At 39.2% G+C, this 13290-nt stretch carries 13 protein-coding genes; 3 read left to right on the top strand and 10 right to left on the bottom strand.

From position 1 onward, the window contains the following. Positions 1 to 116 precede the first annotated feature (116 nt). Positions 117 to 1508, top strand: coding sequence for a peptide MFS transporter (locus Q4597_RS00655; RefSeq protein WP_215437864.1), 1392 nt, complete (start codon positions 117 to 119; stop codon positions 1506 to 1508). Positions 1509 to 1513: 5 nt separating this feature from the next. On the opposite strand, the gene Q4597_RS00650 is transcribed toward Q4597_RS00655, so the two are convergent. The 5 genes from Q4597_RS00650 to surE form a co-directional block, all read right to left on the bottom strand. After that, positions 1514 to 3532: a ComEC/Rec2 family competence protein gene (locus Q4597_RS00650; RefSeq protein WP_303404370.1), complete on the bottom strand. Its 2019-nt coding sequence runs from the start codon at positions 3530 to 3532 to the stop codon at positions 1514 to 1516. Next, entirely contained in the window at positions 3533 to 4087 is a 555-nt protein-coding gene (locus Q4597_RS00645; protein WP_215437870.1) for a C40 family peptidase, read from the bottom strand. 37 nt (positions 4088 to 4124) lie between these two features. Next, entirely contained in the window at positions 4125 to 5237 is a 1113-nt protein-coding gene (lpxB, locus tag Q4597_RS00640) for a lipid-A-disaccharide synthase (RefSeq protein ID WP_303404369.1), read from the bottom strand. 88 nt (positions 5238 to 5325) lie between these two features. After that, positions 5326 to 5610 carry a hypothetical protein gene (locus Q4597_RS00635; RefSeq protein WP_215914040.1) on the bottom strand — a complete coding sequence of 95 codons (285 nt, stop codon included), beginning with the start codon at positions 5608 to 5610 and terminating at the stop codon, positions 5326 to 5328. A gap of 67 nt (positions 5611 to 5677) precedes the next feature. Next, on the bottom strand, positions 5678 to 6454 hold the full coding sequence (gene surE / locus Q4597_RS00630) for a 5'/3'-nucleotidase SurE (protein WP_215913833.1): 777 nt from the start codon (positions 6452 to 6454) through the stop codon (positions 5678 to 5680). 191 nt (positions 6455 to 6645) lie between these two features. Between surE and Q4597_RS00625 the strand changes: the two genes are divergently transcribed. Beyond that, positions 6646 to 8787, top strand: coding sequence for a carboxy terminal-processing peptidase (locus Q4597_RS00625; protein WP_303404368.1), 2142 nt, complete (start codon positions 6646 to 6648; stop codon positions 8785 to 8787). 57 nt (positions 8788 to 8844) lie between these two features. Here Q4597_RS00625 and Q4597_RS00620 read toward each other — a convergent pair whose 3' ends face one another. From Q4597_RS00620 to msrB, 4 genes are all read right to left on the bottom strand, one after another. Beyond that, entirely contained in the window at positions 8845 to 9345 is a 501-nt protein-coding gene (locus Q4597_RS00620; protein WP_303404367.1) for a peptide-methionine (S)-S-oxide reductase, read from the bottom strand. 123 nt (positions 9346 to 9468) lie between these two features. Continuing rightward, entirely contained in the window at positions 9469 to 9882 is a 414-nt protein-coding gene (locus Q4597_RS00615; protein ID WP_289037087.1) for a DoxX family protein, read from the bottom strand. A 106-nt stretch (positions 9883 to 9988) separates the two neighbouring features. After that, on the bottom strand, positions 9989 to 10546 hold the full coding sequence (gene msrA / locus Q4597_RS00610) for a peptide-methionine (S)-S-oxide reductase MsrA (RefSeq protein ID WP_303404366.1): 558 nt from the start codon (positions 10544 to 10546) through the stop codon (positions 9989 to 9991). Further along, on the bottom strand, positions 10536 to 11000 hold the full coding sequence (gene msrB, locus Q4597_RS00605) for a peptide-methionine (R)-S-oxide reductase MsrB (RefSeq protein WP_215437891.1): 465 nt from the start codon (positions 10998 to 11000) through the stop codon (positions 10536 to 10538). Before msrB ends, msrA begins: the two co-directional genes overlap by 11 nt. 155 nt (positions 11001 to 11155) lie before the next feature. Here msrB and Q4597_RS00600 point away from each other — a divergent pair, with 155 nt between their 5' ends. Continuing rightward, on the top strand, positions 11156 to 11974 hold the full coding sequence (locus Q4597_RS00600) for a DNA/RNA non-specific endonuclease (protein ID WP_303404365.1): 819 nt from the start codon (positions 11156 to 11158) through the stop codon (positions 11972 to 11974). 32 nt (positions 11975 to 12006) lie between these two features. Here the strand turns inward: Q4597_RS00600 and rodA are convergent, their stop codons facing one another. Next, positions 12007 to 13290, bottom strand: a complete 1284-nt coding sequence (gene rodA, locus Q4597_RS00595) for a rod shape-determining protein RodA (RefSeq protein WP_303404364.1) — start codon at positions 13288 to 13290, stop codon at positions 12007 to 12009.

Here is a 13290-nt window from a genome sequence, read left to right as displayed (position 1 = left end):
ACCCAGACCAACAACAGAAGTTTACAGACTCAAGAGGTATGAAACGTTTTAAAGCGTAATTTAATCGCATCTTGATCTAGTTTTGATACAAATCCAATTAAACAAATAACATATTTATGGCAATAGTAGAAAAGGCACCGCATGAAAAGGAACTGTTCGGGCATCCGGTAGGTTTATATATTCTATTCTTTACTGAAATGTGGGAGCGGTTTTCATACTATGGGATGAGAGCACTTTTTACCTTGTTTCTGGTAGCGGAGACTACTTCTAGCAATGCAGGTTTTGGCTGGAGTAATGATGAGGCACTTGCTCTTTATGGGTGGTATACCATGTTGGTGTATGTTTCTTCGATTCCCGGTGGATGGATTGCGGACAGGTTCTTAGGGCAAAAAAAGACCGTTATGCTCGGGGGAATACTTTTGTGTTTAGGACATGCTATTTTGGCAATGAATTCCGAGACTTCGTTTTATTTAGGGTGCTTTTTTATAATCTTAGGGGTGGGCTGCCTTAAACCCAACATATCCTCAATGGTTGGGGGACTCTACAAGCCTAAGGACGAAAGACGCGATTTAGGCTTTTATATTTTTTATATGGGTATTAACATAGGTGGTTTCCTTGCTCCAATTTTATGTGGTTATGTTGGGGAGAACATAAACTGGCACTACGGCTTTGGTTTGGCCGCTATAGGTATGTTCATGGGGCAGGCCGTTTATATTTGGGGACAAAAATATTTGACGCACGTTGGTAACCTAATTAGCAGGAACAATGCCGCTGATCGTGAAATTTTGGACAGACCTTTAACGAGTATAGAGAAGGATAGGATAAAGGTTCTCTTAATTTCATTTCTATTGATTATTTTATTCTGGGCGGCCTTTGAACAAGCTGGTGGACTAATGAACTTATATGCCATGCAAAAAACGGATCGTAATTTCTTTGGTCTGTTTGAAATTCCAGCATCGGTTTTTCAGTCGGTGAATTCATTCTTCATTATCACTTTGGCTACTGTGGTGGGTGCCTTTTGGTTAAAATGGCGTAAGGCCGGCAAAGAGTCTTCGTCAATTTTTAAAATAGCCGTAGGTCTAATAGTTATGGCCCTTGGTTTCGGGTTTATGAGTGCAGCATCCTTGCAATATGAGGCCAACGGTTCTTCCGCTATGTATTGGTTGATATTAGCTTATTTACTTCATACTATTGGGGAGCTTTGTGCGTCTCCGGTATCGTTATCCTACATAACTAAATTGGCACCGCTTAAATATGCCTCCATTATCATGGGATTATATTGGGCGGCAACAGGCCTTGGGAACAAAGTGGCAGGTCTAATAGGACAGGCGTCACAATCACTTGGTGAATTTGAAATCTTTACAGGTATAGCCGTTATTTGGTCTCTAATTGGGCTTTTGGTTATCGCCATGTTAAAACCATTAAAGCGATTGGCCCATGGTGCGGAAGACGGAGAAACTAGAATTTCAGGAGGACAGGAAGATTTTGAAATAGAGAAACACGTTTAATTACGTTAATCAAAATAATAAGCTCCCTTTTCGCCTGTAGCGTGAAAAGGGAGTTTTTGTTTTAGGCAGGTTTCTTTCCATCTATTTACATAAGAAGTATAGTTGCTGCCGTCTACTATTATATTTTTTGGCTGTATGGATGAAATGACCCTTTCGAGATTTAGCTTAGGCGATTGGGTAAGAATAAGGTAATCTACGGAGGTTTCCCTTGTGGGGTAAACACCTAGACTATCAATAATTAAAACGTTCTTGTTTCCCCACTTATAACTGTTCTTAACTGTGGAGTAGGTTGTATTAGTTGTTCGTTCCGCTACACTATAATCATTTAGCATGTTCCCTACGCTAAGGGTGTCACGAGTTGCAGCAATTGTATGGTGCCCGTTTTGGTGTACTACTACCGTATTTTTGGTTTGATGCCCAATAAATAAAATGTTCTTGCGGGCAGTTTCGTAATTCGTATAAATCGTCCATAGTTGAAACCCCACCATAAACGTTGCGAGTGCAATCGCTTTTTTAAAGTTAGGACGGGTGAATAAAATTACGCAGCTAAAAAGTATGGTGTAGGCCAATACCATTTGAACGCCATCAAAAGAGATATTTTTAAAGATAAAGGCTTCCTGTTGGGCAACCCAGTGTATAATTTGGTTCATCCAGCCGATCAGGGCATTATAGATGATAACCAGTTCACCCCATAATTGGCCAATTAGTGCCAAGAAAATAACTAAAATTCCCATCCCAAGGATAATTCCCAATGCGGGAACAATGAGTAGGTTGCTAATAAAGAACAGACCCGGAAATTGATGAAAGTAAAACAGGCTTATGGGCAACACTCCCAACTGTGCCGCAATACTAACGGACAAGAGCTGCCATATCTTCCTCACGAGCTTGTGTTTTGGAAACCACAATTTTTGAAAAAGCGGGTAGAGCCAAACGATAGCCAAAACGGCAGCATAACTCATTTGAAAACCCACTTGAAAAAGAAGGTTTGGGTTGATGGCCAATAGAATAAAGAAAATGGATAAAGCCAGTATGTTAAAGGTGTTGTTCGGGCGGTTTAAATACATGCTATAGGCTACAAAGGAAAACATGGTAACGGACCGCACTACGGATGCAGATAAACCAGAAAGGAAGGCAAAGCCCCAAAGCAAAAGCACGGTTAAGACCAGTTTTAAAGTTTTGCCTCTAGGCAGACGTTCCAAAGGTTTTAGAAAAAATAGTAAAATCCATAATAGAATCCCTATGTGTAAGCCTGAAACAGCCAAAATATGAACAGCTCCTGCGTTTTTATAATCGGTATAGGTTTCTTCGGATATGTCGTTGCGTTGCCCTAGAAGCAATGCCTGAATTATGCTCAGTTCCTCTTGGCCGAAATCGGCTTTTTTAAGTTGAGAAATGATATGGGTACGCGCATTGGCTGCCATGCCGTAAATAGTGGTGGAAGGAGAGTCAAGAGTAATAAACTGGCTGCCTGTTAGCCTGAATTGATGGAATATACCCAAATCCTCTAAATAATTCTTATAATTGAATTGATGTGGATTTAATGGCGCTTTTACTTCACCTATGGAGCTAAATAGTACAATCTCATCATCAACCTGAAGTTTTTTGAGCATAGAATCATTCGAAAAACTGAGCAAGACTTTCCCTTCCGCATAATTTTGGTCCAGCGCTTGTACCTTGCCAATATATCTCTCCGAATAGGAGCTGGGTTTTAGTGCCTCCGAAATTTTGATGTGCCAAATGCGGTTTCCGGAAAAATCTGTATTAAGGTAATGGTTTGTTTGATTTTTTGGTTGTGCCAACCCGGCAGCGAATAGGCCAATACAAAATGTGGTTAAAATGGCTAAGTAACCAAAACTATGGGATTCGTTTTTTTTATCCTTGAAACGTGAAAAACCCAATAGAACTAGAAGAATAATGCGAGCAAATAGGGGAAAGCGTATGTCTAGGTTTAGATAGTTTCCTGCCACAATACCCAAAATGACAACGAGTGTCAATTTTATGGGTATGAAGCGAAGCAATCTCATTTACAGAATTCGGGTAGCTTTTATAAAGGCACTGTTCCAATATCCTTCGCGTAAGGAAGAAACTATGACACCTCTAGAGGAGGAAGAATGTACAAACTTAATTTCATCGCCTTCAACGGAAACAACCATGCCTACATGGTTGATACGTTTACTGCGTTTACTTGTTTTAAAGAAAAGTAAATCGCCTTTTTCAACATCGCGCACGCGAATGTTTTTCCCCTCTTCGGCCATATGGTATGAGGTGCGAGGTAGCTTTACATCATTTTCGCCAAAGGCAACGTAAAGTAATCCGGAGCAGTCCATTCCTTTTTTGGTCGTTCCGCCAAATTTGTAACGAACCCCTGAAAATTTTAATGCTGAATCTATAACATCATCTGCTTTTGAACGCTTGGCTACCGTTACGTTCCTGCTAGGTTTCTTTTCTCTTTTTGGGGCATCCATGGGTTTGGCCGCAACCGTTACTCTTCTGGGTTGGTTTTGAGCCGTTTTCTTTTTTGAGGCCCCACAGCTGGCAACAAGGCAGATAATTAGAATATATAGGAGTTTGCGAAGCATGTAAATGGATACGTTTCTAGATGGACTTATACTAAAATTAAACATTTTCTATAATAAGGGTAGCGGCATTAACACTTGCTCCTCTACCGCCCAATTTTTTTTCAAGTTGGTTGTAGGCTTCAATTTGGGCCTCACGTGCAGGTCCATCAAGTATTTTATTTAATTCGGCCTTTATGTTTTTGGTGGTCAAATTGTTTTGAATAAGCTCTTTTACCACTTCTTTTTTCATAATAAGGTTCACAAGCGATATATATTCAAGGGTAATAATTCGTTTGGCAATCTGGTACGAAAGCCAATTCGCCTTATAGCAAACTACTTGGGGCACCTTAAAAATAGCGGTCTCCAATGTAGCCGTTCCACTGGTAACCAAGGCTGCATGGGCAATACTTAAAAGGTCATAGGTTTTGTTGGTTACAAAACTAACGTTGGGATTTTTTAGAAAGGGCCCGTAAAAATCATGGTCAAGGCTAGGTGCTCCTGCAATTACAAATTGATAGGCCGAAAAATTTTTGATGACGGATAACATTACCGTTAGCATCTTCTGTACTTCTTGCTTTCTACTACCCGGAAGTAGCGCTATAATCGGTTTTTTTGAGTCTAACTTATGTTGCTGCCGGAATTGGAGCTCATCAACCGGAATTCTATTTTCAATGGCATCAATAAGTGGATGCCCCACAAAATTTACTGGGTAATTGTGTTTCTTTTCGTAGAACTCTTTTTCAAAAGGAAGAATAACATGCATGGCATCAATATCTCTTTTGATGTCTTTTATACGTCCTTCCCTTGAGGCCCATATTTGCGGAGATATATAGTAATTTGTTCTAAATCCTTGTTCTTTGGCCCATTTGGCAATACGGAGATTAAAGCCGGAGTAATCAATAAAAACAATAACATCTGGCTGAAACTGTTGAATATCCGTCTTACAGAATTTAATAGCTTTGGCAATTGTACCTAAATTCATAAGGACTTCCAGAAAGCCCATAAAGGCCATTTCTTTGTAATGTTTTACCAAAGTTCCTCCTGCCTGTTGCATAAGGTCACCTCCCCAAAAGCGAATATTGGCACCTGGGTCTTTGGTGATTAGGGCTTTCATAAGGTTGGAGCCGTGGAGGTCTCCAGACGCTTCACCTGCTATTATATAATACTTCATTACAAATTAATACAGTTTATACCTTGCCCTTTTAAAAGGAGAACTCGGTTAGGGCAAAATTCGTATGTTCTTTACCGTTAATTTACGGCTAAAAGATTTTATAGTACAAAATGGCCAATGCGGTTAAAAGTGTAGCAATAAGAACACCTTTAGCCCTGTTGTCTCTACGGATTCTTAAAAAGCCAAAAAAAGCGATAAGGTTAAGAATGGCTCCCAGGGCCAAAAGACTGCCAATATGACCTTGTTCTATAGCTGCTTCAAAAGTTTCGGCAATACCAAAGTCCGAAAATAACAAGATATAGAGTAAAGTGCCAATGGTATTGGCAATTATACCTACTAAAAATCCTATGGCAAGCTCTTTTTTAACGTTCATAATTTTTAAGTTCATTCAATCCTGTTTGGTACTGTAAAGTTATATTTCTTTAAGAAACGAATTTTAGTTACTCAAATTGCCAACCATTAAGTTGCTGGATTGCATGATGGGCCGTAAGGTCAAATTGGGTAGGTACAACGGATACGTAATTGTTGGCCAAGGCCCATTCATCCGTGTCTTCGCCTTTGTCCAATAGTTCAAATTCACCGGTTAGCCAGTAATAATCCTTTCCACCTGGGCTGGTGCGTTTGTCAAATTTCTCTTTCCAGTTGGCACGTGCCTGTCTGCAAACTTTTATTCCTTTGATATCCTCTTTTTGGGCCTTAGGAATATTAACGTTCAGTACTACTCCTTTTGGAATGCCATTGGCCAAGGATTCGCTAACTATTTTTTTGATGATATGCCCTGCTTGCTTAAAATCTGCATGCCACGAGTAATCGCATAAAGAAAAACCTATGGCAGGTATGCCCTCTATGCCGGCCTCAATAGCAGCGCTCATGGTACCCGAGTATATAACGTTTATAGACGAGTTGGATCCGTGGTTGATGCCGCTTACACAAATATCCGGTTTACGGTCCAATAATTCCTGAAGTGCCATTTTTACACAATCTGCAGGTGTACCGCTGCAACTGTATTCGATAGGTGCGCCATTTTTTTTGTCTACCACAATTTTATTGGCATACAACGTATTGTCTATGGTAATTGCGTGTCCTTGGCCAGATTGCGGTCCGTTTGGAGCAACTACTACAACATCGCCCAGTTCTTTCATATACTTAATCAAAGCACGTATACCTGGAGCTGTAATTCCGTCATCGTTAGTTACTAAGATCAAAGGTTTTTTCATGCTGAATACTTTATAGGGCAAAAATACGTTTACAGAACACAACGACCTAAGTTCGTTTAACAAAAAATTAGTGTATCCCCTCTAAAGGTGGCATGGTTTTTTCAGTATCTTAGGGAATTCATTACTTTTAAGTGTGAAAATCTCAATCTTCCCCAAGATTGGTTATTTTAAAAATTTCGAAAAAAAATTATATGAAAAGGAATCTTGCCTATTCTCTTTTGGTAATGCTTATATCTGTTGCTTCATGCAGTTTTACCAATAAATCTTTTGAAACTGATGATAAAGATAAACTGCTTTTAGACCTTATTACTTATGTATTGGAAAAGGGACATTATGAACCCAAAAACATTGATGACGATTTTTCGGTAAGTGTTTTTGAGGATTTTATTGATGTTTTGGATCCGACCAAAAGATATTTTTTGGAAGAGGACGTCAAAGAATTTGAGCAGTACAAGTTTCAATTGGACGATCAAATCAAAAGTACGGATATCACATTTTTCAACCTAGTGTATGATAGATTGGTACAACGTATGGAGGAAGCAAAGGTTATCTATAAAGAGGTGCTGGAGAAGCCTTTTGATTACAATAAAAACGAAACCATAAATATCGATTACGAGAAAATGAGTTTCGCTACTTCTAAAAAAGAATTGAAGGAACGTTGGAGGCAACAACTTAAATATGCAACTCTAGGAACGTATGACTCTAAAATGAAAGGCGTTGAAAGAGGAGATGTCGTTGAGGAAAAAGAAGGTTCTAGTGCTAAGCCAATGACACCCAAAGATGCTGAAAAGGCAGCTAGGGTTTCTACCAAAAAAACACTAGATGAATTTTTTGATTTTGTAAATGATTTGGAACGTAAGGATTGGTTCGTTCAATATATAAACACTATTGTAGACGAATTTGACCCGCATACGTACTATTTTGCTCCGGATGAAAAAGATAAGTTTGATACGAGCATGTCCGGTAAATTTGAAGGTATTGGTGCACGTTTGCAGAAAAAACCAGAAGGTGCTAAGATTGTAGATATCATTTCCGGTGGTCCGGTATGGCGTGATGCCCGATTGGAAGTTGGAGACCAAATCATAAAAGTAGGTCAAGAAGGAGAAGAGCCTATCAATATTGTAGGTATGCGTTTGGATGATGCCATTAAACTGATAAAAGGCCCAAAAGGTACCATAGTTGAACTTACCGTGCGTAAGATAGATGGGTCTTTAGATACTGTAGAGCTTACTAGAGATGTGGTTGAGCTAGAAGAGTCTTTCGCCAAATCGGCAAGTATTATTAAGAGCGATGAAAAGTTTGGAATAATAGATTTGCCTAAATTCTATGTAGATTTTGATGATTATACAGAAAGAAATGCTGCTACCGATGTAGCTAAGGAGGTAGAGCGTTTAAAAGAAGAAGGTGCGGAAGGTCTTATCATAGATTTAAGGGATAACGGTGGAGGGTCGTTAAAGACCGTTGTTGAAATGGCCGGTCTTTTTATTAAAGATGGCCCAATTGTTCAGGTACGTTCTTCAGGAAAAGGTAAGGATGTGTATGATGATAAAGATGAGCGTATTCAATGGGACGGCCCACTTGTTATACTTGTAAACGAACTATCCGCTTCTGCCTCGGAAATTTTGGCGGCAGCGATGCAGGACTATAAAAGGGCTATTGTTATTGGTAGCAAACAGACCTTTGGAAAAGGAACCGTACAGAACGTAATTCCTTTGGACAACATAGTTAGAAGTAACGATCACGGAGATCTAGGAGCTATTAAGTTAACCACCCAGAAGTTCTACCGTATTAACGGTGGTTCTACCCAATTGGAAGGTGTTAAGAGTGATGTTGTGGTTCCGGACAAGTACAGCTATATAGATCTTGGTGAGAGAGATCAAGCCAATCCTTTAAAATGGGATAAAATTTCTCCGGCGGATTACAAGCCTTGGGAAGGGTATATAGATTACGATCAAACTATTGCCAACAGTACTAAAAGAATGGCAAATAATCCGCAGATCAAGCTAATTGAGGAAAACGCTAAATGGTTGAAGTCCGAAAGTGATGAGATGGAGATTTCTTTGAACTATGATGCTTATCGTGCAGACGAGAAGGAACACAAGAAAAAGTCAGATTACTTTAAGGCAATCAATGAATATGATTCTAAGTTGACTTTTGCTTCCTTAAAGTATGAAGAAGAGTTGTTCGTTAAAGATTCTGTGTTACGTGAAAAACGTGACAGATGGCATAAAGCTTTGGCTAAGGATGTTTATGTAGAGGAAGCTGTCAATGTACTTGAAGATTTAAAGAACAATAAAATTGAGAACGGCAAACTGGCCGCAGTAAAAGGATAGAAAACATATTTTTATATAGAATGAGCCCTGATGCATTTTGTGTCAGGGCTTTTTTATTTAGAGGTTCGCAATTGAATTTGCCTTTGCGTGTATACTGAACTTCTTAAAGAGCAGTTTAATTTTTGGGTCTATATAATTTTGACAAAACGGTTTCTCAGGGTTGCTGTAGTAGTAATTTTGAAATGCAACCGTAGAGGGTTTAAAGGAATCGAAAGGAAGTACGTTCGTAATGAGTCTATCCTTAAAATCCACTTGTAGTTCGTTTAAAATGGCATTCGCTTCGTGCAACTGCTGGTCAGAAAACGTATAGATAGCAGATCTATATTTGGTGCGCATGCTATGGTTGGAAGTGCTTTTGTGGGTGTGAAGATGTATTTCTACTAAGTCCTTTAAAGTAATGATACTAGGGTTAAAGCGAACCACGACTGCTTCGGAGAAACTAGTATGTATCCCCGTAGATGATACAAAACCTTGTTCAACTTTGTTAACACCTTTTAAAGACTGAAATACTGCTTCCGTACACCAATGGCACCCACCACCTAAAGCTATCTTTTCCATAGTAAATAATGTCTATAAGTTTAGTCGTAAAATATGATGTGGACTTGCGGTGGTGCTAAAATAAAAAGACCTGCTGTTCAGCAGGTCTTTTAAGTCGCAATAAATAAAGCTGTAGCGCCCAAATCATGCTACAGTTTTTAGCGTAGGTTTAGTATGTGTGTCTTCAGTTGCAGATGTAGCCTGATCATTAAGTTTTTTATTTTGTACGAATGTCACGTAAAGGGCAATAATACAGAATACGGCCGGGACGCCATTTCCATCTTTTACCATTAGATGTGCAATTATACCAAACGCTAGATTTAAGAAAAAGCCGGCATAGGCCCATTCTCTTATCCAAGAGCTTTTGTTAAAAATGAGAACGGAAAGACCTAGTAATTGAGCCGTTCCCAATACAAATATTAAATAAGAAGGGTAGCCTAAATCTTCAAATTTCATAACTACGGCTTCGTAATTAAAAAAGGAGTTGGCTACAGCATATATGATGGCCAATGAAAATAAAGATAGGGCAACACGGTAGTAAAGTTGTGTGGTTTTCATAGAAATGGGTTTTAAGATTGTTAGATAAAATTACTTTCTTAAAACCCATTTTTTGAAGTTGTACAGGCCAATTACGGTTTCCTGTAGATTAGCTGCGCTAAATTGGTTACGAGCTAGTTAACGGCTGTTTTAACTTATCAGCATGCATTTGCCTTAGTTTTGCCAGTTTCGGTGTAATTACGGCGCTACAATAACCTTGTGCGGTGTTGTTGCGGTAATAATCTTGATGATAGTCTTCTGCATCGTGAAAAACGGGCAGCGGACTCAATTCTGTAACTATAGGATCTTCAAAATAAGATGCCAACTCTTTAATTACGGTTTCGGCAACTTCCTTTTGCGTATCGTTATGGTAATAAATTACGGAACGGTATTGTGTTCCTACGTCTCCCCCTTGGCGATTGAGCGAAGTAGGGTCGTGACTGGTCATAAACACAATCAGTAAATCTTGATATGAAATTATCGAAGGGTCAAAGGTAACCTGAACCACCTCTGCGTGACCTGTAAGGCCTGAGCAGACTTCTTTATATGTTGGTTTTCCGGGAGCGGTACCGCCCGTGTAACCGGATACTAGTTTCTCAACTCCTTTTAATTCTTGCAGGACAGCTTCTATACACCAAAAGCATCCGCCGCCAAGTGTGGCTATTTCTAGATTTTTATTGCTCATTTTTAAGACTTTCTTTTTGTAATTGCATAGATTCTGAATTAATACAGTAGCGTAATCCGCTAGGTTCGGGCCCGTCGGGGAAAATGTGTCCTAGATGTGCATCACAAGTATTGCACATGACCTCTACGCGTACCATACCAAATGAGGAATCCTTCTCATATTTAATAGCATTTTCTTTTATAGGCTGAGTAAAACTGGGCCAACCTGTACCTGATTCAAATTTGATGGTAGAATCGAACAACGGTGCGTTGCAACAGATGCAGTTGTATTTGCCTGCATCATGTGCACTGCAAAGTGCACCAGTGTGTGCCCGTTCCGTACCCTTCATTCGGGTAATCCTGAATTGTTCAGGAGTAAGGAGTTCACGCCATTCTGCCTCGGTCTTCTCTACTCTTCTGTCCGGCTGTGGATTCCCTTTAACACTAAAATTGATTACATCTTTCCATGTAAGCATAGTTTTCCTTTCTTTTAAACTAATTGTTCATTGAATTAGATAGTACAAAATAAATACATTGCATTGTATGAAATGTACTTATTTGTCGAATTTTTTAGCGTTTACTTACATTTATACTCGTTCAACACCTATTGATTTTATAGTACATTTGAAGAATGAATAAGACTCAAAAGAATAAGCTCATCTACTCTGTTCTAATGTTGGTTTGTATAGGGGCTTTTTGGTTATTCGAAAATTTTTATACACCGGATACCTATTCGCAGCAAACCGAAAATGGACCAAAAACCACCATAACCGGTACCCTTATGCCTAGTTCAACAACAGGAGATGTGGTTGAGCACAGTCATTATACACTATCGTATAATGAACCTTATGAGCAAGCGGAATGGGTGGCGTACACATTAAAGAAAGAACACTTGACCTATGATGACCGTAAGCGTCCTTATTTTATTGAGGATCCCAAGGTAAGAACAAAATCTGCAGATTGGAGAAATTATAAGGGTTCCGGTTATGATAGAGGGCATTTGTGCCCGGCGGGAGATAGAAGATTCTCCAAGCAGGCCTATAATGAAACATTTTACACGAGTAATATTAGTCCTCAAAATCGCGAATTTAACGCAGGAGTATGGAATGAACTGGAGATGCAAGTGCGTATGTGGGCCAAACAATACGGAGAGATTTTTGTGGTTACTGCCGGAGTTTTGGAAAAAGGCTTGGAAGAGATAGGGGATGAAGATGTAGATGTGCCTAAATATTATTACAAAATTATATCTCGTGGAGCTGGGGAGAACCTAAAGGTGCTAGCCTTTTTGATGGAAGTAAAGCAGAGCACGAAACCTTTAAAACAATTTAGTGTTTCTGTTGATGAGGTAGAAAAACGGACAGGCATCGATTTTTTTGAAAGGCTTCCTAAACAACTTCAGAATAAGGTAGAAAGTACGGTAGATACTAGCAGTTGGAAGTTTAAATTCTAACAGGTGCTATTCGTCTTTATCGTTGCTATATTCTAAATACCTTCCTTAAGGCGGTTGGCATCCAATTTTAAGAAAATAAATAGGAGGGCCGTAAAAAACAATAGCCCTGATCCACCATAACTAAAGAAGGGTAGGGGAATACCAATTGTTGGAAGTACACCTATTACCATACCAATATTTATAAAATAATGTATGAGTAGAATAGAAATTACCCCATAACCATACATTCGGGCAAAACCGGTTTTCTGTCTTTCCGAGAGATAAACAAGTCTTAGTAATAAGAAAGTAAAGAGAAGTACCACGGTTGCCGTTCCCAGGAAACCCCATTCTTCGCCAACGGTACTAAAAATATAATCTGTATGCTGTTCAGGTACAAAATCACCTTTGGTTCGTGTTCCTTCTAAAAAGCCTTTGCCAAAAAAACCGCCGGATTCAATCGCTTTTTCAGATTGATACGTGTTGTAGCCAATGGTTTTTCTAATGTGTTCCAGTTTGGCAGGGTCCTTTTCAAGACGTAACCAAAGACTGAACCGGTCACGGTGGCGTTGCTCAAAAACGTTGTTAAAAACAAAATCAACGGAAAGGGAAAACAGAATGGTTACAGCAACAGCTATTGCGGTAGGTATTATTGGAACTTTAAATTTTTTCTTTTTTAATAGAAAGAAAAGTATCAAGATCAAAGCAATGCCTATGGTAATCCAAATGGTACCGAACATTAAGGTTGTTACGAAAATAAGGATGGCAAAAAAGGCAATCCCTAGATAGTAGATAGGTAGGCCTTCCCTGAAAATCACAAAACTTAAAGAGAAAAAGACTAGTGCACTACCCGGGTCAGGTTGAGGTATAATCAATATAGCCGGAATTAAAATAATCAAGAAGGCGTAGAGCTGATCTTTATTTCGTTTTATATCGGTCTGTATATCACTTAAGTATTTGGCCAAGGCCAAGGCTGTTGCTACTTTTGCCAGCTCGGATGGCTGAAGGTTAAAAAAGCCCAAATCATACCAGGAGGTAGCTCCTGCTATGGTTTTTCCAAAGACAAATAAGCCCAGTAGTAGTACCATTGATATGATATAGAGTACACTGGAGAACCGTTCATAGAAGTTGGCCTCAAGAGCAAGGAGGATTACAATAGATGCAAAACTGGTAAGTATAAAGAAAAGTTGCTTGCCATGTAGAGTTCCAAAATCAAATATGGAAGAGTCACTTTCCGAAAAAGTACTTGAATAAATGTTTACCCAACCTATGGTTAGAAGTAGTACGTAAAATAGAACAGAAAGCCAATCAATACGTTTAAGGACACTTTTACCGGCCAT

It is taken from the genome of Zobellia sp. 1_MG-2023 (genome assembly GCF_030549125.1).
Lineage (GTDB): Bacteria > Bacteroidota > Bacteroidia > Flavobacteriales > Flavobacteriaceae > Zobellia > Zobellia russellii.
This window is presented reverse-complemented; position numbering and strand designations above follow the sequence as displayed.